The organism is Histophilus somni 2336 (assembly GCF_000019405.1).
GTDB classification, from domain to species: Bacteria; Pseudomonadota; Gammaproteobacteria; order Enterobacterales; family Pasteurellaceae; genus Histophilus; species Histophilus somni.
Genome location: NC_010519.1, coordinates 589,711 through 614,270, shown reverse-complemented (window position 1 = coordinate 614,270; position 24,560 = coordinate 589,711). Strand labels below are relative to the sequence as shown.

Here is a 24,560-nt window from a genome sequence, read left to right as displayed (position 1 = left end):
AGAGTGATGATTTTTATAAATGTTTAACACGGCGTTTAACCTCTTCTTGTTTTCCAGCATTAAACGGACGTGCATCCGGGCTTCCTAAATAACCGCATACTCGACGGGTTACAGAGACTTTTTCACTATCATGATTACCGCACTTAGGGCAAGTAAATCCTTTGCTTGTACAACTAAACTCTCCTGTAAAACCACATTCATAGCATTCATCAATCGGTGTATTAGTACCATAATAAGGAACTCGTTCATAAGAATAGTCCCAAACATCTTCAAGTGCTTTTAAATTATGCTGAATATTTGGATATTCACCATAGCAAATAAATCCACCGCTCGCTAAACGAGGGTAAGGCATCTCAAAATCCAATTTATCATAAGGATTTACTTTTTTCTCAACATCTAAATGATAGCTATTTGTGTAATAACCTTTGTCCGTCACTCCATCAACAACACCAAACTGTTTGGTATCTAAACGACAAAAACGATCACACAAGTTTTCGCTCGGTGTGGAATATAAACTAAAAGCATAGCCAGTTTCCGCTTTCCAATGTTTAACTTTTTCGCTCAAGAAACTGACAATTTCAATGCCCTTTTTACGCAATTTTGTATCATCATAAATGTGTTTACCGCCAAATAGGGCGTTAATAGTTTCATGAATACCAATATAACCAAGCGAAATTGATGCTCTACCGTTTTTGAAAATTTGTGCCACATTATCATCTGCTTTTAAACGAACACCACAAGCCCCCTCCATATATAAAATTGGTGCAACTCGTGCTTTTGTATTTTCCAAACGGGCAATACGTGTCATCAATGCTTTTTTAGCAAGATCCAACCTTGCTTCAAGCAATGTATAGAATTGCTGTTCATCTCCTTTCGCTTCCAGTGCAATACGTGGCAAATTTAGGCTAACTACACCCAAATTATTCCGTCCATCATGGACCAATTCGTTATTTTCTTCATAAGCACCAAGAAAACTACGGCATCCCATTGGTGCTTTAAATGAACCTGTTACTTTCACAACTTGATCATAATTGAGAATATCCGGATACATGCGTTTTGAAGCACATTCTAAAGCGAGCTGTTTAATATCATAATTCGGATCTCCTGAATTTTGATTGACCCCTTTTTTAATTGTAAAAACCAACTTAGGAAAAACAGGTGTTTTATGATTTTTCCCCAATCCACGAATTCGGTTTTGCAAAATAGCTTTCTGAATCAACCGCTCTTGCCAACTGATCCCCAAACCGAACCCAAAAGTAACAAATGGCGTTTGTCCATTGGCAGTATGCAGAGTGTTGACTTCATATTCCAACGATTGAAAAGCATCAAAACATTCTTTTTGAATTAAACTGTCGGCATAAGCTTTGGGATCTGGAATTTGCCAAAGTGCAGCTGTTTTCAAGTGTTTTTCATAGCTGAGTTGCACATAAGGTGCAAGTACTTCATCAATACGATTAACCGTGGTGCCCCCATAAATATGACTTGCTACTTGAGCGATAATTTGTGCGGTAACCGCAGTCGCAGTACCAATAGATTTTGGCGGCTCAATGTCCGCATTCCCCATTTTAAATCCTTTCGTCAGCATACCTTTTAAATCGACCAGCATGCAGTTAAACATAGGAAAGAATGGTGCATAATCTAAATCATGATAATGAATTTCGCCTTTTTCATGGGAATCAACGACATCTTTTGGCAGAATATAACGTTTAGCATAATGTTTAGCGACAATACCCGCCAATAAATCACGCTGAGTTGGAATGACTTTCGAATCTTTATTGGCATTCTCATTTAACAATTCCACATTACTTTGCCCAATTAATCCTTCGATTTCTTTAGTCAAATTACTACGTTTCTCTCTAGCTAAATCACGCTCATGACGATATTCAATATAAGCTCGTGCAACTTGTGGATACTTGCTAGCCATCAGATGATTTTCAACAATCTCCTGGATGTGGCTAATATCAATTTCTTTTTGGTAATGAGCAAAAATATTATCACAGACCAGTTGTCCAATTTTATGACAGAACATTTCATCTTGGATATTGACCGCACTTGCAGCTTTTTTAATAGCATTAATAATTCTTTGTATTTCAAATTCTGCACGTGAACCATCACGTTTAATAACGAAGAATGAACCCATTTTTACATAAACCTATATGTTGCGTTTAAGAAAAGTCAAATCACTATATATTGTTACTTTTAAAAACTCAACCACTATATATTGTGTGTTATTTGCATAAATTTTGTAAGAAAAACCTGCTTAATCATTCATTTTTCTAGTAAAAAAACTCATTTTTATTGAGAATGCTTTGCAAATAAAAATAAAGTTTATTTGATCTATGTCAAATTTAGAACGTAAAAAAATCCATCGACTTAACATCAATGGATACATTTCATTCAGCAAATTAACAAATATGTTTTACGCTAAAATGTTTCTGTATGTTTCATCATGTCCCAACTTTTATCACTATTGATCTGCAAGTGTAATTGATGATACTTATGCAAAGTTGAACGATGTCCCACGCTGATTAAAGTTGTACTAGGTAATTCAGTTAATAATAAGCGATACATCGCATCTTCAAGCCCTTCATCCATGCTTGATGTAGCCTCATCTAAGAAAACAACTTTAGGCTTATGCAACAATACTCTGGCACAAGCTACACGTTGCTGTTCCCCTAAAGATAGTACTCTCGTCCAATCATTTTCTACATCCAATTTGTCAACCAGATGAGACAAATGCACTTTTTGCAAAATGTTACTGATATTGTCTGCGTCAATGTCGGCCGGAACCGGTTCAGGATAATAAAGAGCATCAATTAAGCACCCCTGTGGTAAATAGGTTTTTTGTGCTAGAAACAATGTTTGTTGTGGACAAAAAATCTGCCCTTCTGAATACGGCCATAAACCTGCTGTTGTACGCAATAAAGTTGTTTTCCCTACACCCGATTTACCTTTAATCAATAAAGAAACCCCTTGCTCAATTGTTAAGTTCAGCTTCTCAATGAGAGTATTTCCTTCCGGTGTATTAATATTTAAATTCTCAAAAATAACCGCTGACATATGAGGTTTAATTTGTGTTTTTGATGGCTGATTAGCTGCTTCAATAGCACTATGGAAACCTGTTAGACGATCCAGAACCGCTCGATAGGCAGCAAAATCATCATAGGAGTTTCGATAAAACGATAATGCTGACTGAACCTTGCTAAAAGCCTGTGACGTCTGAATTAAATCACCTAATTTAATCTGTCCGGAAAAATAACGGGCTGCCTGAATAATAAATGGAAAAATGACTGATACCTGTGAAACCACTAAATTGAAGCCAGATAATTTCAAAGTGCGGTGAATTATTTGCCACAAATTACCAATTACTTTTTCAAATTGGCGTAATAACATCGATTTTTCTATATTTTCCCCTCGATAAAAAGCTATGCTTTCTGCGTATTCTTTTAAACGAATTAATGAATAACGATAGTTTGCATTTAAACGCTCATTAACAAAATTCAATTGAATCAATGGCCGCCCAATTCTAAAAGCAATTACACTACTCACTAATACATAAATAAAAACCAAGAATACCATCATATGTGGAATTTCATAGCCCATAATTACCATCGGACCTGACAAATTCCATAAAATCACGGTAAATGCAGCTAAAGACACTGTAGAAGAAATAACACCTGTAGCAAAGTTTAATGAATTAGAAACATAGGCATCAACATCTTGTTGAATACGTTGATCCGGATTATCCAATTGATGAGCAAGGCACTGGGTTTTATAGTAAGCCTGATTTTCAGACCATTTATCTAACATTTCATTATTAAGCCAAGTTCTCCACTTAATTTTGAAATCCTGAGAAATATAGTAAGTAAGCAAAACATTAAATATATGAACCATAGCCAAAAGGGAAAAAACAACCATTTGCTGCTAGAATCCAACTACGTTCATTTCTTGTAAGGCATCATACATGGACTTGTACCAACTGGAAAATAAAATGTCCAAACGCACGGATAATAAGTCAAAAAAAACGATTACCCAAAAATAACACAAAGGCATAAGGCTATGACGTGGTGATAAATAACTTTTCGCTAATAGCCAAAATTGATGTCCCCATCGGGTCATTTTTATCAAAAAATATAAAATTAAAGAGAAAACCAAGCTTGCTATAAATAAGCTTTTCACTATCCAAAGTAACGATGTAAAAAGTTCTTCCGTCCAATTCATTTTGTATTCTCAACGCCTCTTATAATAAAGGGATTAAATGAAATTTAATTTTTTTCAAATATTGTTAATAAAAACCATAACTTAATCAAGAAAAATGTGATAAATCCTACATTTTTTAGATTTTTATCGTTTCTTTGAATTGAGCTTGATATAATTCGAGTAGCTATTTTTTATATTTAACTTTAAAAGAGGTCGGTATGAGTGATATTGCTATCACAATTTGTATCCTAGCCCTTGTTGCCGTTATTGGTTTATGGATAGGGCATTGGAAAATACGCGGAGTCGGTTTAGGCATCGGGGGAGTATTATTCGGTGGGATTATTGTCGCTCATTTTATGAACCAAAATGGATTGAAATTAGATGCACACACTCTACACTTTATCCAAGAATTTGGGTTAATTCTATTTGTTTATACCATTGGCATTCAAGTCGGTCCGGGATTTTTCGCCTCTCTACTTTCTGCTGGTTTAAAACTTAACGGCTTAGCAACATTAATTGTTGTTCTCGGTGCAGTAAGTGTTTTTGTCCTATATAAAGTTGTTAATGTTGATCTTGATATTATTCTCGGTATCTACTCCGGTGCGGTCACTAATACGCCATCCTTGGGTGCGGGTCAACAAATTCTCACTGAACTAGGCATAGAAAATGCTAACAGCACAATGGGTATGGCGTACGCTATGGCTTATCCTTTCGGGATTTGCGGCATTTTACTTAGCATGTGGTTAATTCGTTTATTTTTTAAAATTAAGGTTGAAGAAGAAGAGAAACAATTCCAAAAAGCCAGCGGACAGGATAAAGAAAGCTTAACAACAGTAAATGTTAAAGTGACCAATCCAAATTTAAGTGGTTTACGATTAATTGATATTCCCGGCTTTGACAATAAAGATGTGGTTTGTTCTCGTTTAAAACGACAAGAAAATATTAGTGTACCAAGTGCAGATACCATAATAGCAATTGATGACGTATTACATTTAGTTGGTGAAATCAATGCCTTGAAAAAAATGAAATTGGTGATAGGTGAGGAAATTGATATGCCTATGACTCATTTAGCAGGAGATCTTCGCTCTGAACGTATTGTTGTTACCAATGAAAAAGTGCTTGGTAAACGCATAAAACACCTAGGAATTCATAAAAAATATGGCGTTGTGATTTCACGTTTAAATCGTGCCGGCGTAGAGTTAGTTCCAACAGCCAACACCGCATTACAATTTGGCGATGTGCTACATATTGTAGGGCGATCCGATACAATTGGTAATGCAACCTCAATTATTGGCAATGCACAACAAAAACTACAACAAGTGCAAATGTTACCGGTATTTATCGGAATTGGATTAGGCGTGCTATTAGGCTCAATTCCATTCTACATTCCAGGATTCCCTGTAGCATTAAAATTAGGTTTAGCCGGAGGTCCATTAGTTGTCGCACTAATCCTTGCTCGTATTGGTAGTGTCGGTAAACTCTATTGGTTTATGCCACCCAGTGCAAACTTAGCACTACGTGAAATTGGTATCGTTTTATTCCTAGCTGTTGTTGGACTAAAATCCGGAGGCGGATTTGTTGACACACTGGTTAATGGTCAAGGACTTGAATGGATGGGATATGGTATGTTCATTACCTTTATTCCATTAATGATCACCGGCATTATTGCTCGCTTATACATGAAATTAAACTATCTCAGCTTATGCGGTTTGCTTGCAGGTTCAATGACTGATCCTCCCGCACTGGCTTTTGCCAATGCAATTAAAGAAGATAGCGGTATAGCTGCATTATCTTACGCTACTGTTTATCCGCTTTCTATGTTCCTGCGTATTATGTCGCCTCAGTTGCTTGCCATTTTACTTTGGACAGCAATGTAAAAAATTGTTGCAAATTATACCGCACTTTAACATGCAAGGATAAAGTGCGGTTTTTTATACAGATAACTTGAAAAAGCCCATTTTTTCGGTATAATCTGCCATCTTACTAAATTGCCTTTAGATGGCGTAATATTAACAGCACTCGGTGCCAAATTCGGTTTTGGAGAGCGGAGTGATTTTTAAGAGGTTTTCTATGAAACAAGGTATTCACCCTGAATATAAAGAAATTACTGCGACGTGTTCTTGCGGTAACGTAATTAAAACTCGTTCAACAGTGGGTAAAAATTTGAACTTGGACGTATGTAGCAACTGCCATCCTTTCTATACTGGTAAACAACGTGTTGTTGATACCGGCGGTCGTGTAGAACGTTTCAACAAGCGTTTCAGCATTCCAAGCTCAAAATAATCCAAAACAAAAAATCTCCGAATTAATCTGACCCAAAAAAGTTAGACTGCGTTAACTTGAGGACTGAGTTCTGTATTCTGCAGGACTTGGTCCTTTTAATTTCACTTGAATACGCTCATTGTTGTAGTAATGAATGTATTCATGAATGGTTTGCTTAAGTTCGCCAAGCGTGTCAAACGCTTGCCGAAGTAACATTCTGTTGCTTGGACTTTTTTATGGTTGATTGTTCAGATTTTTCTCAATATCAGCGTGATACGACGATAGCCATAGTTACCGTTGTTTTCGTGATAAATCTCGGCCTCTTTCTGCTTAATTTCCGCATTTTTATCCACTTTATCTGCAAGGTGATAAAAGAAAGTACTACGTTTTAAGTCGATAAGTGGCAACAGGATTTCAAGCGGAAATTGCTCTCGCAGTGCCTTTACAACATTTGCTGTTTACCTAAAACAGCTAACCTTTTGAACCCATAGTGATGATATTGGTTAATCTAATGACGTAATGTACTTTTCTCTAGCTGAAAATGCTGACGAGTAAGCGAGCGATTTTTCCCGTTTTGAAGATAAAATTTGATGACTTGTTGTTTGAAAGATTGGTTATATTTAGTCATAAAAAATCTGCACCTTAATCAGTTGGCTGTTTAGTCCAACTTTTTGGGTGCAGATCAATTTGGAGATTTTTTCTTTATTTATCAAGTTGATATTTATAATAAATCAATTCCCTACAAACTTTGTAATATCTTTAGAACCATAGAGGAAGACTGTCTAGCCGCTAAAGGCAAAAACTCTTCAAAAGATATGCTTGCTTCACCGTCTCCGACATCAGAAATCGCCCGTATGACAACAAACGGAATATTGAATTTATGACATACCTGAGCAATAGCTGTTGCCTCCATTTCAATAGCAACAACTTCTGGAAAATTTGCTTTTATCCAAGCTAATTTTTCTGCACTATTAATAAAACTGTCACCGGAGCAAATTAAACCGGAAGTCAGATTAATTCCTTGTTGCTCCGCAACATTTTCAACAAGTGCGGTCAGTTTCGGATCAGAAATAAAAGCGGGCGGACAAGCAGGCAGTTGACCTTTAGCATAGCCAAAGGCTGTCACATCAGCATCATGATAAACAGTTTGAGTAGACACAACAACATCACCCACTTTTAATCCGGAGGATACGCCGCCGGCAGATCCTGTATTAATAACAATATCAGGCTTAAACATTTGCAATAATAGTGTAGTTCCCATTGCCGCTGCAACTTTTCCAATACCAGATTGTAATAAGGCAACCTCCTTATCTTGAATGTTTCCTTGATAAATTGTACAGCCGGCAATATGAACTACGTTTTTATTCTCAATTAAACTCGCTAAAATCTCAACTTCTTGTGCCATCGCACCAACAATACCTACTTTCATTTCCTGCTCTCCACTTGAATTTGATGAATTAAAAAATCAAGCACTGCAACACTATAATCATCGTTATATAAAGTACTTGCTGTCAAAACATATTTACCATTAATAATGACATAGGGATAAGTAAATACGCCATATTCTTCTGTCATTTTTATTGTCCCTAAAACATTATTATGTACCAGTGCCGAAAAATAAATTTAATGATCTAAAGGTTCAATATAATCTACCAACAACTGAACATGACGATTTCCACGAAACTCATTACTATCTAATTTATAAGCTATTCTTGCATGTTTTATCGAAAAATCAGGGTAGTAATCCTTATCAATATTAAATGCAATAGCATCCAACAGCGGACCTCCTTGTTTAGGCTCAACAAGCATTTTTAAATGTTTTTCACCCACAATACTCTGGCGTAAAATTGTAAATTCACCATCAAAACACGGCTCCGGAAAACCTTGCCCCCAAGGACCGGCTTGACGCAGTAATTCCGCTGTTTCCAAATTTAAAAACGCTGGTGCTAATTGACCATCAGTCCAAATAATACCTTGTAATTGTTCTTCTTTTAACCATTCAGTCACAGTTTGAATAAAGGCTTGTTGAAATTGTGTAAACAATTCCTCACGAATACTCAACCCTGCAGCCATCGCATGACCACCAAATTTTAAAATCATATCCGGATAGCGAGAATGAATACGCTCTAACACATCACGCATATGTAAACCTTCAATAGATCGTGCTGAACCTTTTAAAATTCCGACTTGATCCTGAGCAAACGCAATGGTCGGTCGATGAAATTTATCTTTAATTCGAGAAGCCAAAATACCGAGTACACCTTGATGCCAATCAACCTGATATAGTACGATGCCCAGCGGTAATTGCTTAGAAAGTGCGGTCAAATTCCGACAAATTTCTAACGCTTCCTGTTTCATACCTTGCTCAATTTCTTTACGAGCCTGATTCAAACTATCTAATTCAAAAGCTAATTGACGAGCATGTTGCATATCATCGGTCAATAATAACTCCACACCAACAGACATATTGTCCAAACGCCCGGCAGCATTCAATCTTGGACCAATAGAAAAGCCTAAATCGGAAGCGGTCAATCGACTCATATTACGATTTGCAATTTCCGCCAAAGCACGAATACCGGGACGACAACGCTCAGCTCGAATTCTGGCTAAACCTTGATAAGCTAAAATACGATTATTTTGATCAAGCGGTACTACATCGGAAATTGTACCAAGGGCAACTAAATCTAATAACTCTGTAAAATTCGGTTGGGTTTGCGTAGTAAAAATCCCTAAATCACGTAATTTTGCACGCAATGCCAGCATGACATAAAAAGCGACACCGACACCAGCAAGAAATTTTGAAGGAAAATTACATTGTGTAAGATTTGGATTAACAATAGCATGGGCAGGAGGCAATATTTCCGGCGGTAAGTGGTGATCTGTAATCAACACTTGCACTCCCGCATTTTTTAAAAACACAACACCATCAAAAGAAGATACCCCATTATCTACTGTAATCAATAACTCAACATTTTTTTCTAATGCTAATTTAGCTACTTCCACGCTTAAACCGTAACCTTGCTCAAAGCGATTAGGTACTAAATAATCTACATCTGTGAACCCAAGTTGACGCAGAGCCAAAACAATAAGTGCTGTGCTGGTTGCTCCGTCAACATCAAAATCACCGACAATAACAATCTTTTGTTGTTTTTCTCTCGCTGTTACCAATAAATCCACCGCACTTCCAATACCATGTAGCAAATCAGGTGCCAACATAGATTTCAAAGTGCGGTCTAATTGTTGAGGATTTTTAATTTGACGTGCACGGTAAATTCGGTCCAATAAAGGATGTTCACAAACTTGAACATCTATCGCAACATCACGTCGTTTAATAAACTTATTCACGAATATCTTCTAATACTTGCAATAATTTTTTAGGCTCTACATAACCGCCAATCACTTCGCCGCTTTCAGTTATAATACTTGGTGTGCCACTAACTCCAAATTGAATACCAAGCTCATAATGTTTCTGAATCATATTTGGAATTTTCAGCTCTTTCGGTAAATTGCCCTTTTCTGCTTCATCTAAAGCGAAAACAGGATCTCGAGATATCCAAATCGCCTCCATTTGTTTTGCTGTATTGCTATTTAGACCGGCACGTGGAAAAGCTAAATAACGAACAGTAATACCTAACTCATTATATTCTTTAATTTTTTGATGTAATAAATGACAATAATGACAAGTAATGTCCATGAATACGGTAATAACATATTTTTCCTTCTTCGCTGGATAAACTATCATCTCATTTTTTAAGTTATTCAGTTTTACCAATAAAGACTTTGTCGTTAAATTCACAATACCTTTGTCAGTAATTTCATACAAAGCACCATGTAAAACATATTTACCATCTTCCGAAACATACAGAGTACCTTCACGGGTCAAAACACTCTTTATATTTTTAATGGGAGACTCCATAATTTCTACATCAGTCATACCTAATTTTTGTAAATTTTTGCGAATTGTGACATTATTATCTGCCTTTACAAAAGTTGACATCAACATGGCTAAACTTACCATTAAAAATTTTTTCATTTTAAGTTCCTAATTTTCAGTAAAAAACGGACGAAATTCTAACATAAATCCTTTGAACAATCTAATCTGCAACTACCCAACATCAGCAAAATAGCTTATAATTCAGCACTTGTTATCATTGGGAAAAGCTATGTTTGAAATTAATCCGATAAAAAATAAATTAATCGATCTCACTGAGCGTACAAATATGCTTAGGGGGTATCTTTGACTTTGATACAAAAGTTGAACGTTTAGAAGAAGTAAATGCAGAACTTGAACAACCGGATATTTGGAATGAACCGGAAAAAGCTCAATCGCTAGGCAAAGAGCGGGCTAATTTAGAGCTTGTTGTTAATACAATAAAAACCCTTGAGCAAGGTTTGGAAGATGTCGATGGCTTACTGGAACTTTCTGTAGAAGCGGAAGATGAAACAACGTTTAATGAAGCTGTCGCAGAAGCGGAAGAATTGGAAAAAAAACTTGCCACCCTTGAGTTCCGTCGTATGTTCAGCGGACAACATGATAACTGTGATTGTTATGTTGACCTACAAGCAGGCTCCGGCGGAACAGAAGCTCAGGATTGGACAGAAATGCTATTGCGTATGTATTTACGTTGGGCAGAAAGCAAGGGCTTTAAAACCGAATTAGTTGAAGTTTCCAGTGGCGATGTTGCAGGCTTGAAATCTGCCACTATTCGTATTGCAGGCGAATACGCTTTCGGTTGGTTAAGAACAGAAACAGGTATTCACCGGTTAGTACGTAAAAGTCCATTTGATTCCAATAATCGTCGCCATACTTCTTTCGCAGCTGCCTTCGTTTATCCTGAAATTGATGATGATATTGAAATAGAAATCAATCCTGCAGATTTACGTATTGATGTTTATCGTGCATCAGGCGCCGGCGGACAACACGTTAATAAAACAGAAAGTGCGGTGCGTATTACTCATATTCCTAGCGGTATTGTGGTGCAATGCCAAAATGGACGATCTCAACATCAGAATAAAGATCAAGCCATGAAGCAGCTAAAAGCAAAACTGTACGAAATGGAAATGATGAAAAAAAATGCTGATAAACAAGCCATGGAAGACAGTAAATCTGATATCGGCTGGGGTAGTCAAATCCGCTCCTATGTGCTGGATGATTCCCGTATTAAAGATTTGCGAACAGGTGTTGAAAATCGCAATACTCAAGCTGTATTGGACGGCGATTTGGATCGTTTTATTGAAGCCAGCTTAAAAGCCGGACTATAAAGAGCGGTCAAAAACCACAATATTTTATTCAAATGACAAATTTATTCTACAAGTGACTTTCCAAGAGGAGTACATAATGACAGAAATAATTCAAGAATTGGATCTCAATGGCGAAATGTTGGTTCGTCGTGAAAAATTAGCTGCGTTAAGAGCAAAAGGCAACGCCTTTCCAAATACATTCCGTCGCAATGCTTTAGCACAGGACTTACATACACAATATGATGAAATTGAAAGTGAGAGCTTAAAAACACAGGGAATTGAAGTAAAAGTGGCGGGGCGTATTATGACTCGTCGTGTCATGGGTAAAGCAACCTTTATCACATTGCAAGACATGAGCGGAAAAATTCAACTTTATGTTGCTCGTGATAACCTAGCTGAAGGTGTTTATACTGATGATGTGGGCAATTGGGATTTAGGGGATATTGTTGGTGTAAAAGGTACTTTATTTAAAACTAAAACCAATGAGTTGACAATACGTGCAACGGAAGTTCACTTATTAACTAAAGCATTACGCCCGCTTCCTAATAAATTTCATGGACTGAGCGATCAAGAAACTCGTTACCGTCAACGCTACTTAGATTTAATTGCTAATGAAGATTCACGCCGCACTTTTATTATTCGATCTAAAGTAATCGCAGGCATTCGTGAATATTTCATTTCCAAGGGATTTATGGAAGTAGAAACCCCTATGTTACAAATTATTCCGGGTGGTGCATCTGCACGTCCATTTATTACTCATCACAATGCGTTAGATGTGGATATGTATTTACGTATTGCACCTGAACTTTATTTAAAACGTTTGGTAGTTGGCGGTTTTGAACGTGTATTCGAGTTAAATCGTAACTTCCGCAATGAAGGTGTTTCTATTCGCCATAACCCTGAATTTACTATGTTGGAATACTACCAAGCCTATGCGGATTACCACGATTTAATGGACAATACAGAAGAACTTTTACGCAAATTAGCACTGGATATTTTAGGTACGACCATTGTTCCTTACGGCGATTTAAAATTCGATTTCGGCAAACCGTTTGAACGTATTACCATGCACGAGGCAATCTTAAAATACGGTGCCGAGCAAGGTATTGTGAAAGAAGATTTATACGATTTCGATCGTGCTGTTGCAGTAGCACAAAAATTGGGTATCGAAGTACAAAAATCATGGGGGCTAGGTAGCTTAGTCAATGCAATTTTTGAAGAAGTTGCTGAACATCATTTAATTCAACCAACTTTCTTAATGGCTCATCCGGCAGAAATCTCCCCTTTAGCACGCCGCAATGATGAAAATCCTGACGTAACAGACCGCTTTGAATTATTTATCGGAGGACGTGAGATCGGTAACGGTTTCTCAGAATTAAATGATGCAGAAGATCAAAATGAGCGTTTTGATGCACAGGTTGCAGCAAAAGAAGCTGGTGACGATGAAGCTATGTTTAAAGATGAAGATTTTGTTACCGCACTTGAGCATGGATTGCCACCAACGGCTGGTGAGGGTTTAGGAATTGATCGTCTAGCGATGTTATTTGCCAACGCTAACTCAATTCGTGATGTAATTTTATTTCCAGCAATGAAAACAAAAAGTTAAACCATACAAAAAAGCCCCTTATTACAGGGGCTTGAATATCTTTTAACGACTAATTACTTAACCAACCGACAATCCCGATCACTATAGAAAACACCGCCAACCAAAATAAATGGATTTTAATACTTGCTCGGTTAATCTCCTGATTATACTGACAATGTTTTTTTAGTTTTTCACGATATAGCATCAAATTTTCTTCTTGTAACGAAAAACCGCAATGTGGACAACTTATCGCACACTCACTGATTTTACGCCGACACTCAGGGCAAGGTTGCAATGCCATGATCTTCCTTTATTTTTTTAAATGACGGTAAGTTAAAAAATAATAGCAACTTACCGCAAGCAAAGAACAAATCGTCATTGTTAAAAGCATTGGTGCTGCCGTTTTCATTTCAAATAAAGCAACAATTGTCCCCACAATTGCCCCCATACCGAAACGCACACTTCCAACCATAGAATTTGATGTTCCTGCCATAGTTGGAAATTTCTCTAAAATAGATGTCATAGCATTCGAACTGATTAATGGATTTTGCCCTACAAAAAAAGCAACACCAATTGCCATAGACCAAAAACCTAAATCAAAAAACGCAACGAATGCTAACCAAAGACCGGCGATAAATTGCACCATCAAACCAACCTGTAGCATACGTTCAGCACCCACTTTAAACACCAATCGCCCATTCATAAAGGAGGCAATAATCATAACCCCAATATTTAACATAAAGAAATAACCAAAATTTTCAACGGCTATACCATAAAGTCCGATATAAACGATTGAACCTGCTGTCACAAAAGCAAATAACCCGCCAAAACCAAAAGCAGACATAAACATATAACCCAGTACTTCTTTCTGTTTCCACAGAGAAAAAAAGTTACGTGCGATAATATTCAATCTGAGAGGAATGCGATTTTCTTTTTTATGAGTTTCCGGAATAACATAAAAAACCAATACCGCACTTAGCATTCCCATTGCCGAGATAACATAAAAAATTGCATGCCAATGGAAAAAACGCATCAAATTACCGCCAATAATTGGAGCGAGTAATGGAGCAATCATAAACACTAAAGTAATCATCGATAGCATTCGAGAAAGCTCATTTTTGCTAAACAAATCTCGTAATAGTGCACCGGATAAAACCACAGGTGCCGCACCAAAAAAGCCTTGAATAAAACGAAGTGCGGTGAAATTTTGAATATTATTAATGCCGGTTAAAATAAATGCTGTAATAGTCGCAACAATCACACCTAATAAAATAACCGGTTTACGTCCGTAACTATCTCCCACAGGTCCCCAAAATAATTGCCCCGCCGCCAAACCATAAGTAAAAAAAGTCAAAGTATGTTGCACTTGCTCTGGGCTTACTTTCAAATCTTGTGCAATATTTAAAAATGCCGGCAAATACATATCCACTCCAAGTGGAGGTAACATTGATAAAATGCCTAAGGTTAAAATAAAAACAAAACTAGCGTTTTGCTTAGATTGAGTATTCAACAAATTTTCCTTTTAAAAACAATTACTTTCTTCTGTTAGAAAACGAAATCCATTTTATTCTAACTCCCCTCTAATGTCGAGCTTACCTGTGTCCAATGATGTGCTCCAGCAACTTTAGGCGTAAAAACGAGAAACTGACGTTTAACTTGATGATAACATTTCTTGCCAATCCTTAAACTCACATGCTTGTGATTTAACATTTCGCATTTTGCAGACTAAGTGGCGACTAAACGCTCATCGTATTTTACCCTTAAAACTCAGGTGAACGTATTTTACATCTAAATAACAATAGCGAAAAACAAAAAATAATTAATTTTCTAGCTACTTTCCCAATTTCATTGTTCTTATCCTAGCGTTTTTCATGCCAATCTTTATTTATTCAATAAAATCATAGATAATAACGCCTTTTTTATTTATCAAATTAATTTAAGGGCAAAATATAATGTCGACAACAAAAGATAACTTAGCGAATCCGGCACCATTGGGCTTATGTGGGTTTGCATTAACAACTTGGTTATTAAGTTTAATCAATAACGGTATGTTCAGCGGTGAAAATTTAGGTTTAGTACTAGCCATGGGATTTGCGTTTGGTGGTACAGCCCAAATGATCGCCGGTATGTTTGAATACAAAAAAGGTAATACTTTCGGTTTTACTGCATTTACCAGCTATGGTGCCTTTTGGTGGAGTTTTGCCTTATTCAAAGTATTTTTCTCACAAGGTGTCACATCATCTTTTGTAGGCTGGTACTTAGCGGCGTGGGGAACATTCACATTGATGATGTTTATCGGCACATTAGCAAAAACTCGTGCATTACAGGCTATTTTCTTAGCGTTAACCATCACCTTCTACTTACTTGCCGCAGGCGATTTTACTGGTAATCACAACTTTAGCCAACTAGGTGGAAACTTTGGTTTATTGACCGCACTTTTAGCGTTCTATCTCGCTGCTGCTGATATTATCAATGAAAGTTTTGGTAAAACCATATTACCAATTGGTGAGCCTAAATTATAATTCTTAATAGAAAATACCGACTGCAACATCGCAGAAATATGAATATTCTTTTTAAGTAACTGATATAGAAAAAGAGCGGTACGAATTTTTAAAATTTACACCGCTCTTTTCGTTTAAATACTTTCAGACAATATGTAGATAATTTTTTCATTTCCTCTTTTTAGACTGTTTTTCTACTTATTAGACTAATAATGTCTTATTTGTCTATGGTACTCATAATATACCTATGTAGAATATATCTTTGAAAATTAAGATCTTAGGACTTAGTTTTCTCTTAACAATAAAATAGTTTCAAATTTAACTTAATCTTTATTAAGAGGGTTTATTTATGAAAAAAATATCTATCGCTGCAACGGTATTATTATCTTGCATGGCAAGTGGTGCAATGGCACAAGATACTTTCACTGGCTTTTTTATGGGTGGAGAAGTTCATCATTCAAAACATGGTTATGAGGGTACGCTTTCTCAAACAGCAAAAAGCGAAACCCAAAAAAAATCAGGCAAAATAGGCTTTGGTTTATTCGGTGGTTACGGCTTTAATTTTGGTGACAGTAATTTTGTAGGTCAGGCAGAAGTAAAATTACGTACCGGCGGTTCAAAAATCACTTCTAATAACGAACTACTATCCAAAGAAAAATTTTCTTTCAGTGTTGGCTATCTTCAAGGCTATCGCATTAGTAACAATTTCATGCCGTATCTTAAAGTGAGTTTAAATAGTCATTTTTATGATCTTAATGCCAAGAAAATTTGTGATAGTTGCACCATAAAAGGAAACTCTGTTGTCGGTATTGGTGCTGCTGTAGGGGTAAAATATGCCGTAACGGATAAATTTGATGTGGGTGTTGAATATCAAAAAGTCTTCCTCCGCAATATAAAGGGCGATATTCGCTTCAAACCACAAAGCTTGTCATTGAGTGCAAGTTATTACTTCTAAGTCGTATGGGCTAGGCATCAAATGAAAATTTTTTCAACTCTCTTGCTGGCAATCACTTTGGGACTTACCGGTTGTGCCAGAACGGTGATGGATACCCCTGAAAATGATGCTTTGGCTAAACAGTTTTTGCTTCCATCAAAGGATGAATCAGGGATTTATATTTATCGTGATTCAATATTTGGAGCTGCGTTGAAGAAGAATCTTTATATCGATGGCAAACTTATTGGTGAATCCGCACCCAAAACATATTTTTACAAGCGTGTAATCCCAGGTAATCATAGGCTCTCAACAGAATCAGAGTTTAGTGATAATCACCTTGATATTACGACAGATGGCGGAAAAAATTATTTTATTCGCCAATATATTAAACCCGGTGCATTTGTTGGCGGAGCCAATCTTAAACAAGTCGATGAAGATAAAGGGAAGGCGACTATCCTAAAATTAAAACGTGCACTTGCTCAATAAGCGGAACAAAAAAGCAATCTTCGGATTGCTTTTTATCTCTTTTACATAACCTTCTATTTTTATAAGAAAAATCCCATTAATTGCATTTGACTGATAATATCTAAAGAAAGCGAAGATGTGGTTTACTCTCTTTTGAATCTTGTCTAAATATCCTTTCTTAGCGATACCATCAATTGATCAATCTTAAAATTCTCGGTATCAATAATCTCAAATTTATATCTATCATATAATACGAAATCTGTCTTTTTCGGAATTTTACGTAGCATATACATCATAAATCCCCCTATGGTTTCGTAATTTTCTTCATCCGGAAACTCATTAATTTCCAATGCCCGTGCTACATCCTCTAAGGGAGTTGCACCATCAATCAACCAAGATGTTTCATCACGGCGAACAATTTGTTCTTCCTCATTAGAAACTAATTCGCCCATTACAATACTCATTACATCATTTAAAGTTACAATCCCCACTACGAGAGCATATTCATTTACAATAACAGCAAAATCTTCACCAGAAGACTTGAACAACTCCAATACTTCATATAGGGAAAGCGTATCAGGAATAAATAATGCTTTCCGTAAAATTCTAGGTTCGGTTAAAGAAACTTTTTGCTCCTGCAAATATAAGGTTAATAAATTATGACTTTCCACATAACCCAAAATTTTATCTAAACCGTGATCACAAATAAGTAGTTTTGAATGTGGATTATTTTTAATTGTGGTGATGACTTGCTCACGCTCAAAAGAGCGGTCTAAAAACACAATATTTTCACGAGTCGTCATAGTTGACGTAACTGTACGCTCTTGCATTTCAAAAATATTTTCAATCAGATAATGCTCTTGTGCTTTTAATACGCCTGCTTCAGCACCGGCATCTACAATTGCAACAATATCCGCTGGCGTCATACTCTCTTCCCGCATGGTAGAAATTCCCAATAAGCGAAAAATTCCGTTCGCAATAGTATCAAAAATTAAGACCACTGGTTTAAAAATAACAATGCAAAAAGACATTATTCCTACTGTTGACAATGCTACTTTTTCCGGACTTGTCATCGCTAAACGTTTGGGCATTAAATCAGCGAAGAGAACAAAAGAAACAGTGACAATAATAAAAGCCAGCCAAGAAGCCGCACTTTCTACCCAAAAAGATTGCGTATAAGCACTTAAAATCTCCTGTAAAAAAGGGCGAATGGCACTTTCACCCACAATCCCTCCAAAAATTGCCACCATGTTTAGTCCAATTTGGACAACTGTGATAAAGCGTCCCGGTTGCTCTTGTAATTTTAATACTTGCACAGCTCGTTTATCACCCTCATTCGCTAACATTTGCAATTTCAATTTACGTGAACCGGCTAACGAAATTTCAGCGGAAGAAACGACCGCACTAATAATAATTAAGCCAATAATGACTAATATTGCCTGTAATAAACTCATAATATTCAATGCCTAACAAAGTAGCTTCTGATGAGAATAGAAGCATATCAAACCAAAAAGTTAGTCTTCACTATCAAACCAACCACGCACAAATTGGATAGAGAAAAATAACGTAATCAATAAAAATGCGTAAAAAACATAAGCTAAAATGGAATGAGAAGCTTCTGTATCCGCACTCACCTCTTTGACTGACACTGCATTACGGAATTCATCAAACATAACCAAACGCCAACCATAATACTTAATTTCCACTAACTTATGATCCACTGAAAAACTTTGGGCTTTTGCCTGTAAATCGGCGGAACCGAATTTAAAATAAAATGGAAAACTCCAACGTGTATCTTCATTACGATACACCATCACGTTTTCCTCATTCGGTTTTTGCGTGTAAATATAATACACATCACGAGTCGGACCGTCAGCCGGATTAGCTTTAGTAATAGGTCCATCTTTATCAACTCTCTTAACTTCTACACCGGTAACTTTGGTAACATCATAATGTGGCGTAACATAATGCACCACAGAAAATAAAAAAACATGGAATAAGAATAGTAACCCCAACACTACCTTTTTAAATATTTTTCTCATAAATAACTCCCCCTGTAAATCGTTGCTTTATTGTACATTAATCTTAAATAAACGCTCAAAATTTTGCGTAGTAATTTGTGCAAAGTCTTCCGCTGATAATCCCTTCAATGTTGCAACATATTCACAAACTTCACGTGTATAAGCCGGCTGATTTTGTTTACCTCGATACGGGACTGGTGCTAAATAAGGGCTATCAGTTTCCACTAACAAACTCTCTAATGGTACTTGACGTACTACATCACGTAACTCTTGTGCATTTTTAAAGGTAATAATACCTGAAATCGAAATATAAAACCCTAAATCAAGTGCTTGTTTTGCCATTCCCCAATTTTCTGTAAAACAATGTAAAACACCACCGCACTTTTGTGCATTATTTTCTCGCAAAATGGCAATGGTATCGTCTCGGGCGGATCGAGTGTGTACAATCACGGGCTTACTCAGTTGATTTGCAATCTCTATTTGTTGTGCAAAAACAGATTGCTGCAAAGCTTTATTTTCAATGCTGTAATAATAATCCAATCCGGTTTCGCCTATCGCAACTACCTTTTCATCTTGTGCCAACCTCAATAAACGCTGATAATCAAAAGGTTCTTCCGCCAAATCCAAAGGATGAACACCACAAGCGAGGGAAACTTCCTTAAATAAGGCTAATTGTGCATAAGCCTGCTCAAAACGCTTCAAAGTTACCCCTACTGCCAATAAATGTTTAACATCACGCTGTTTTGCTTTATCCACCACATCGGCAATATCTGTATGTAAGTTTTCATAATCCAAGGCATCAAGATGACAATGACTATCCACAATAAACATTTCTTTTCCTATTCTTTCCTTTCAAATACATCGGTTACCAAACGAGTCAATCCCTCTAATAAAATTAACTCTTGGTTAACCCCATTGATTTGCGTTAGATTCAAACGCATTTTTTGGATAATTTGAATTGCTTTTAACAACTCTTCCACATTTTGCTTTTCATTAAATTGCAAAATGCCACGAGCTAAATCTTGGCTGATCCAACCTTGCCGAACACCTAATTTTTCTTTGAGTGCATCATGTAAAAATGCACTCATCCAGTCCAGTTGTAATAAAACATTTTCTTTCGTAAAGTGCGGTAATAACTCCAAGGGAGAACGTCGAATATAAAACAACCAAAACTGACGTAAAAATGTCGTTCGTTGTTCCAATAACCCCTTTTCCAAACAATCCAATGCCAGCAATGGACGATTATAATTAATACGAAGTGCGGTTTGTAAATCTGCGATTTTTTCCTGACGCTGCTGTTGCAACCATACAAGACCTTGTTGCTCTGTTGGCGTATTAATAACCCAAGCTTGACAACGACTATAAATTGTCGCTAACAACCCAGCCGAAAAGTCCATTTGTAATAAAAAATAAGTATGCGGTCTAGGCTCTTCCAACGTTTTTAGTAACGCATTCGCCGCACTTTCAGTTAAACGTTCAGCTTGACGAATAAACACAACTTTATTTCCGCCTTGTTTTGCAAACTGACTAACTTTTTCATTCATTTCTCGCACTTGCTCGACACCAATATCCTTATTGTCAAGAGATTCAAGTCGATAAAAATCAGGATGATTTCCTGCTCTGAATAATGCACAACTTTGGCATTGTCGGCAAGATTGTGGGGCATCTTTTTTCCGGCACATTAACCAACCTGCGATATTTTCAATCAATTGCTCGATACCTATTCCTTGTTCAGCTTTAAATAACAAAGCATGATGCCCTTTCTCTTGTAAAAAAGGTTGGATAATTTGTTGATAATAAGGTTGTAACCAAGGATATAAATTACACATTTTCTTCAATAAATTTTTGCACAGCTTTACGAATATCTTGCTGCACAAGCTCAATAGGTTGCCCCGCATTAATTAGCACTGCATTAGGATCTTGCTGAACCAACTGTAAATATCTCTCTCGAGTGCGGTGAAAAAAATCTAAATTTTGTTGTTCAATACGATCTAATTCCCCTCTTCCTTTTGCTCTTGCTAAACCAATTTCTGGTTCAATATCAAGATACAACGTAAAATCGGGCTTAAAATCGCCCAACACAGCATTTTTTAACGTTGTCATCAAATGCCGATCCAAACCTCGACCGCCTCCTTGATAAGCCTGTGAAGATAAATCATGACGATCTCCCACTACCCATTTGCCTCTTGCTAAAGCCGGCTTTATAACATTCTCTACGAGCTGAACTCGAGCAGCATACAACATGAGCAATTCTGCTTTAGCCGTGACAAGTTCCTCGGCTTCATGTTTAATAAGATAACGTAATTTTTCCGCTAAAGGCGTACCGCCCGGCTCTCGGGTAAAAACAACTTCATGAATACCAAACTCCGTCAATGTATTTACCACAACTTGATGTGTACTACTTTTACCTGCACCTTCTAAGCCTTCAATAACAATAAACTTTCCTGTTTTCATTTTATTTCACTATTTTGATTGAGAACGGTACCAACGCAAATATTCTTGCACAGCACGGTTATGTTCTGCCAATGTTTTACTAAACTTGTGTCCACCGCTTCCATCTGCGACAAAATATAAATAATCATGCTGTTCCGGTTTAGCAACAGCCTGTAAACTTTCCTCGCTTACCATAGCAATCGGCGTCGGCGGTAAACCATCAATCACATAGGTATTATAAGGGGTTGGTGTCAATAAATCTTTTTTCCGAATATTACCTTTATAATCATCACCCATACCATAGATCACCGTTGGATCTGTTTGTAATTTCATTTGCTTATTTAAACGATTCACAAAAACGCCCGCTACTTTCGCTCTCTCCTCACTCAATGCTGTTTCCTTTTCCACAATAGAAGCAAGAATTAACATTTCATAGGGATTTTTCAATGGCAAATTTACATTTCTTTGTTGCCAAGCTCGCTCTAACGCTTTTATGGTACGGGAAGCCGCACGTTTTAACAGTGCCAAATCGCTAGAGTTAGGCGTGTAACTATAAGTATCCGGATATAACCAACCATCAATCGTTTTCCATTCATAAACAGCTTTTGAATAAGCCGGCAACTCCAGCAAAGTAAAAATCTCTTTCTCCGATTTTCCTTGTAATGTTTGCCGCAAGTGCGGTGCATTTTCTAAAATTTTACGCCAAGTTTTAAAACGTTGCCCTTCAATCAATTGCAAATTAAATTGCACCTCTTTGCCCTGATTAAGTACATCAAGAAGATCTTGAATATTTTCTACATTAACGAGGGAATAAGTACCGGCTTTAATTTTATTCAATTCGGGTTTTAATTTAAGCAGCCAAGGCAACCATTTCCCATTTTCGATTAACCCTTCATTTTCTAATAATATTGCCAATTTATTGCCGGTCGTTCCTCGCACAACAGTTAAAAGTTGCTCTTCTTTGACTTTAACAGGTTGTTTTACAAAGTCAGTTATTTGCCAATATGCCCAAAAAACGCTACCGCCTGCACCACACAAAAACAACAATACAATGAATAAAATTTTCTTCATAAACACTCATCATCAACCTAAAAGGGCAATAAGTTTATCATAGCTAATAGAAAAGTGCGGTGAATTCTTACTGAGGATAATGATGCCGAGAAAATAAAAAGCGACCTATAAGTTATTTAACCTTGTTAAAATTACACCAAACCAACTTTATGTAAAAAATTATAAATGCCATTTTCTTCAATGTGATCAGTAACATAATTCGCTTGTTGTTTTAACAATTCATGACCATTTCCCATAGCAACGCCAACACCGACCGCACTTAGCATTTCTATGTCATTAAGCCCATCACCAAATGCCATCACATTTTCCATATTCAACCCTAAATGCTCAACAACAACTTGGATTCCCCGTGCTTTTGAACCGTCTTTATCAAATATATCCACTGAATTAGGATGCCAACGCACTGTTTTTAACCCTTCTAAAATATTAGATTGAGCAATTAATTCATCGTAGCTTTTATCCTCATAGAATGACAAAATTTGTAATACATCATGCCGTTCAAAATAACGAGGATCTACTTGATAATTCGTACTAATTGGATTAAAAGCATCAGTGAGTATTGGATTGAGGCTGGAAATTTTAATCTCGGTGTTCGCTACTTGAACATAATCAATGCCATATTGATCAAAAAACTCAACCAGTTTGTACAATTTATTTTTGTCAATTGCATAACGAGCTAATGTCCGCCCCTGATACTCAACATGTTGCCCATTGGCAGTAACAAAAATATCAATCCCTAATTCATCAATCATTTGATTGATTTTGGCAGGAAAAGTACAGCGTGCACGCCCTGTCGCAATACCTACCAAAACACCTTTTTCACGCAAAGATTTTAATGCAAAATAAGTGCTTGCTGGTAAATGATCTTTTTCTTTTGAAAATAAGGTTTCGTCAATATCAAAAAATACCATGCTAATTTTTTCACGATAGTCAGTTAAAGACATAAATTTTCCTTCATAAAATGATTAGTTTAGCCTGGCTAATTCTAGCATTTTTGTGATTAAGATCGAGAAATTATCCCTAATCTTTTGATCTATATTTTCCTGAATGGAATACTGCACTTTTTTCCACTCTGGAGGTTATAACTTAAGTGAACTGGTTTAATTTTAGCTGTGTCCATTGTCAAAAACCGTTAAATTTTGCACACCGTCATTTGTGTTATCAATGTGATAAACAAATTTCTCGCTTAAATTATTGTGGACGTTGTGGTGCTGTTTTATCAAAAAATCAAGCCTTTAGAGGACAGATGTTTTGTGGGAATTGTGCAAAACAATCACCAAATTGGCAACAAATGGTAGTTATTGGACGCTATCAACCACCTTTATCCACACTTATTCATCAATTCAAATTTCAAAATCGCTATTATTTAGACCGCACTTTGGCACAATTAATGTTGTTAGCGATTTACCATGCAAGAAGAGAGTATTTATTCAGTTTGCCTGAAGTCATTGTTCCTGTTCCGTTACATCATTTTCGTCAATGGTACAGGGGGTATAATCAAGCGTACTTAATTGCTAAACAACTTTCACGCCAACTTTCGATTCCACTGGATAATAAACTGGTTGTCCGCCAAAAATACACAAAAATGCAACGAGGATTAAATGAAAAAGCAAGACGCTCTAATTTACACAACGCTTTTAACGTGAATATTAAGCGAGCAAAACAATATCATTCCATCGCTTTAATTGATGATGTTATTACAACAGGCTCAACATTAAATGAAATAGCAAAACTATTAAAACAAGCAGGAATTAACGTTATTCATGTATGGGGACTGGCAAAAACTTAACATAAAAACTAAGTAATATTACTGGAAAAAAGAGCGGTCTAGGAGTATCATTCCTGAT

At 36.6% G+C, this 24,560-nt stretch carries 21 protein-coding genes and 4 pseudogenes; 8 read left to right on the top strand and 17 right to left on the bottom strand.

Translation table 11 applies throughout. From position 1 onward, the window contains the following. Positions 1-13: 13 nt before the first annotated feature. Both nrdD and HSM_RS02690 read right to left on the bottom strand, forming a co-directional pair. Positions 14-2,140, bottom strand: a complete 2,127-nt coding sequence (nrdD, locus tag HSM_RS02695; RefSeq protein ID WP_012341370.1) for an anaerobic ribonucleoside-triphosphate reductase — start codon at positions 2,138-2,140, stop codon at positions 14-16. Positions 2,141-2,424: 284 nt separating this feature from the next. Then, positions 2,425-4,221, bottom strand: a pseudogene (locus HSM_RS02690) (ABC transporter ATP-binding protein/permease). A gap of 197 nt (positions 4,222-4,418) precedes the next feature. Here HSM_RS02690 and HSM_RS02685 point away from each other — a divergent pair. Both HSM_RS02685 and rpmE read left to right on the top strand, forming a co-directional pair. Continuing rightward, positions 4,419-6,077: a putative transporter gene (locus tag HSM_RS02685; RefSeq protein ID WP_012341369.1), complete on the top strand. Its 1,659-nt coding sequence runs from the start codon at positions 4,419-4,421 to the stop codon at positions 6,075-6,077. Positions 6,078-6,270: 193 nt separating this feature from the next. Then, positions 6,271-6,483, top strand: coding sequence for a 50S ribosomal protein L31 (gene rpmE / locus HSM_RS02680; protein ID WP_012341368.1), 213 nt, complete (start codon positions 6,271-6,273; stop codon positions 6,481-6,483). A gap of 51 nt (positions 6,484-6,534) precedes the next feature. On the opposite strand, the pseudogene HSM_RS11330 reads toward rpmE, so the two are convergent. The 6 genes and pseudogenes from HSM_RS11330 to dsbC form a co-directional block, all read right to left on the bottom strand. Next, positions 6,535-6,624 (bottom strand): annotated as a pseudogene (locus HSM_RS11330) (IS3 family transposase); the annotation flags it as partial. A gap of 95 nt (positions 6,625-6,719) precedes the next feature. Next, a pseudogene (locus HSM_RS10530) lies at positions 6,720-7,090 on the bottom strand (helix-turn-helix domain-containing protein); the annotation flags it as partial. A gap of 111 nt (positions 7,091-7,201) precedes the next feature. After that, entirely contained in the window at positions 7,202-7,891 is a 690-nt protein-coding gene (mtnN, locus tag HSM_RS02675) for a 5'-methylthioadenosine/S-adenosylhomocysteine nucleosidase (RefSeq protein ID WP_012341363.1), read from the bottom strand. Then, positions 7,888-8,043, bottom strand: a pseudogene (locus HSM_RS10750) (thiol:disulfide interchange protein DsbA/DsbL); the annotation flags it as partial. The pseudogene HSM_RS10750 and the gene mtnN, both read right to left, overlap by 4 nt. 42 nt (positions 8,044-8,085) lie before the next feature. Beyond that, positions 8,086-9,807 carry a single-stranded-DNA-specific exonuclease RecJ gene (gene recJ, locus HSM_RS02670; RefSeq protein ID WP_012341361.1) on the bottom strand — a complete coding sequence of 574 codons (1,722 nt, stop codon included), beginning with the start codon at positions 9,805-9,807 and terminating at the stop codon, positions 8,086-8,088. Beyond that, positions 9,800-10,495, bottom strand: a complete 696-nt coding sequence (gene dsbC / locus HSM_RS02665; protein ID WP_012341360.1) for a bifunctional protein-disulfide isomerase/oxidoreductase DsbC — start codon at positions 10,493-10,495, stop codon at positions 9,800-9,802. The genes recJ and dsbC overlap by 8 nt, the downstream gene beginning before the upstream one ends. A gap of 130 nt (positions 10,496-10,625) precedes the next feature. On the opposite strand from dsbC, the gene prfB reads away from it, so the two are divergent. Together prfB and lysS are read left to right on the top strand one after the other, a co-directional pair. Further along, positions 10,626-11,724, top strand: a protein-coding gene (gene prfB / locus HSM_RS02660) for a peptide chain release factor 2 (protein WP_136121517.1) whose coding sequence is annotated in 2 segments (ribosomal slippage) — positions 10,626-10,700 and positions 10,702-11,724 — 1,098 coding nt in all. Because the reading frame shifts where the segments join, the coding sequence is not laid out codon by codon here. Between the two features lie 76 nt (positions 11,725-11,800). Next, on the top strand, positions 11,801-13,309 hold the full coding sequence (gene lysS, locus HSM_RS02655) for a lysine--tRNA ligase (RefSeq protein WP_012341358.1): 1,509 nt from the start codon (positions 11,801-11,803) through the stop codon (positions 13,307-13,309). A gap of 49 nt (positions 13,310-13,358) precedes the next feature. Here lysS and HSM_RS02650 read toward each other — a convergent pair whose 3' ends face one another. Together HSM_RS02650 and HSM_RS02645 are read right to left on the bottom strand one after the other, a co-directional pair. Continuing rightward, on the bottom strand, positions 13,359-13,589 hold the full coding sequence (locus HSM_RS02650) for a membrane protein (protein WP_012341357.1): 231 nt from the start codon (positions 13,587-13,589) through the stop codon (positions 13,359-13,361). Between the two features lie 9 nt (positions 13,590-13,598). Further along, a complete protein-coding gene (locus HSM_RS02645) occupies positions 13,599-14,801 on the bottom strand; it encodes a Bcr/CflA family multidrug efflux MFS transporter (protein ID WP_012341356.1) in 1,203 nt (400 codons plus the stop codon). A gap of 439 nt (positions 14,802-15,240) precedes the next feature. Here HSM_RS02645 and HSM_RS02640 point away from each other — a divergent pair, with 439 nt between their 5' ends. From HSM_RS02640 to HSM_RS02630, 3 genes are all read left to right on the top strand, one after another. Beyond that, entirely contained in the window at positions 15,241-15,810 is a 570-nt protein-coding gene (locus HSM_RS02640; protein ID WP_011609631.1) for an acetate uptake transporter, read from the top strand. A 328-nt stretch (positions 15,811-16,138) separates the two neighbouring features. After that, positions 16,139-16,744, top strand: a complete 606-nt coding sequence (locus HSM_RS02635) for an outer membrane beta-barrel protein (RefSeq protein ID WP_012341355.1) — start codon at positions 16,139-16,141, stop codon at positions 16,742-16,744. A 21-nt stretch (positions 16,745-16,765) separates the two neighbouring features. Then, positions 16,766-17,209 carry a DUF2846 domain-containing protein gene (locus HSM_RS02630; protein ID WP_012341353.1) on the top strand — a complete coding sequence of 148 codons (444 nt, stop codon included), beginning with the start codon at positions 16,766-16,768 and terminating at the stop codon, positions 17,207-17,209. Between the two features lie 143 nt (positions 17,210-17,352). Here HSM_RS02630 and HSM_RS02625 read toward each other — a convergent pair whose 3' ends face one another. From HSM_RS02625 to HSM_RS02595, 7 genes are all read right to left on the bottom strand, one after another. Continuing rightward, positions 17,353-18,642 carry a hemolysin family protein gene (locus HSM_RS02625; RefSeq protein ID WP_012341352.1) on the bottom strand — a complete coding sequence of 430 codons (1,290 nt, stop codon included), beginning with the start codon at positions 18,640-18,642 and terminating at the stop codon, positions 17,353-17,355. Between the two features lie 60 nt (positions 18,643-18,702). Further along, entirely contained in the window at positions 18,703-19,230 is a 528-nt protein-coding gene (locus HSM_RS02620; protein WP_012341351.1) for a DUF1523 family protein, read from the bottom strand. A 27-nt stretch (positions 19,231-19,257) separates the two neighbouring features. Further along, positions 19,258-20,040, bottom strand: a complete 783-nt coding sequence (locus HSM_RS02615) for a TatD family hydrolase (protein WP_012341350.1) — start codon at positions 20,038-20,040, stop codon at positions 19,258-19,260. An 8-nt stretch (positions 20,041-20,048) separates the two neighbouring features. Beyond that, complete coding sequence (locus tag HSM_RS02610; RefSeq protein ID WP_041605003.1) at positions 20,049-21,038, bottom strand: DNA polymerase III subunit delta'; 990 nt, start codon at positions 21,036-21,038, stop codon at positions 20,049-20,051. Further along, positions 21,031-21,663, bottom strand: coding sequence for a dTMP kinase (gene tmk / locus HSM_RS02605; protein WP_012341348.1), 633 nt, complete (start codon positions 21,661-21,663; stop codon positions 21,031-21,033). The genes HSM_RS02610 and tmk overlap by 8 nt, the downstream gene beginning before the upstream one ends. A 9-nt stretch (positions 21,664-21,672) precedes the next feature. Beyond that, positions 21,673-22,713, bottom strand: coding sequence for an endolytic transglycosylase MltG (gene mltG / locus HSM_RS02600; RefSeq protein WP_012341347.1), 1,041 nt, complete (start codon positions 22,711-22,713; stop codon positions 21,673-21,675). Between the two features lie 131 nt (positions 22,714-22,844). Next, positions 22,845-23,657, bottom strand: a complete 813-nt coding sequence (locus HSM_RS02595) for a Cof-type HAD-IIB family hydrolase (protein ID WP_012341346.1) — start codon at positions 23,655-23,657, stop codon at positions 22,845-22,847. A 146-nt stretch (positions 23,658-23,803) separates the two neighbouring features. Between HSM_RS02595 and HSM_RS02590 the strand changes: the two genes are divergently transcribed. After that, positions 23,804-24,502 carry a ComF family protein gene (locus HSM_RS02590; RefSeq protein WP_012341345.1) on the top strand — a complete coding sequence of 233 codons (699 nt, stop codon included), beginning with the start codon at positions 23,804-23,806 and terminating at the stop codon, positions 24,500-24,502. Positions 24,503-24,560 lie beyond the last annotated feature (58 nt).

Coding starts and splice junctions, on each gene's coding strand:
- nrdD (WP_012341370.1), bottom strand. CDS start 2,140: ATGGGTTCATTCTTCGTTATTAAACGTGATGGTTCACGTGCAGAATTT.
- HSM_RS02685 (WP_012341369.1), top strand. CDS start 4,419: ATGAGTGATATTGCTATCACAATTTGTATCCTAGCCCTTGTTGCCGTT.
- rpmE (WP_012341368.1), top strand. CDS start 6,271: ATGAAACAAGGTATTCACCCTGAATATAAAGAAATTACTGCGACGTGT.
- mtnN (WP_012341363.1), bottom strand. CDS start 7,891: ATGAAAGTAGGTATTGTTGGTGCGATGGCACAAGAAGTTGAGATTTTA.
- dsbC (WP_012341360.1), bottom strand. CDS start 10,495: ATGAAAAAATTTTTAATGGTAAGTTTAGCCATGTTGATGTCAACTTTT.
- lysS (WP_012341358.1), top strand. CDS start 11,801: ATGACAGAAATAATTCAAGAATTGGATCTCAATGGCGAAATGTTGGTT.
- HSM_RS02650 (WP_012341357.1), bottom strand. CDS start 13,589: ATGGCATTGCAACCTTGCCCTGAGTGTCGGCGTAAAATCAGTGAGTGT.
- HSM_RS02640 (WP_011609631.1), top strand. CDS start 15,241: ATGTCGACAACAAAAGATAACTTAGCGAATCCGGCACCATTGGGCTTA.
- HSM_RS02635 (WP_012341355.1), top strand. CDS start 16,139: ATGAAAAAAATATCTATCGCTGCAACGGTATTATTATCTTGCATGGCA.
- HSM_RS02630 (WP_012341353.1), top strand. CDS start 16,766: ATGAAAATTTTTTCAACTCTCTTGCTGGCAATCACTTTGGGACTTACC.
- HSM_RS02625 (WP_012341352.1), bottom strand. CDS start 18,642: ATGAGTTTATTACAGGCAATATTAGTCATTATTGGCTTAATTATTATT.
- HSM_RS02620 (WP_012341351.1), bottom strand. CDS start 19,230: ATGAGAAAAATATTTAAAAAGGTAGTGTTGGGGTTACTATTCTTATTC.
- HSM_RS02615 (WP_012341350.1), bottom strand. CDS start 20,040: ATGTTTATTGTGGATAGTCATTGTCATCTTGATGCCTTGGATTATGAA.
- HSM_RS02610 (WP_041605003.1), bottom strand. CDS start 21,038: ATGTGTAATTTATATCCTTGGTTACAACCTTATTATCAACAAATTATC.
- tmk (WP_012341348.1), bottom strand. CDS start 21,663: ATGAAAACAGGAAAGTTTATTGTTATTGAAGGCTTAGAAGGTGCAGGT.
- mltG (WP_012341347.1), bottom strand. CDS start 22,713: ATGAAGAAAATTTTATTCATTGTATTGTTGTTTTTGTGTGGTGCAGGC.
- HSM_RS02595 (WP_012341346.1), bottom strand. CDS start 23,657: ATGTCTTTAACTGACTATCGTGAAAAAATTAGCATGGTATTTTTTGAT.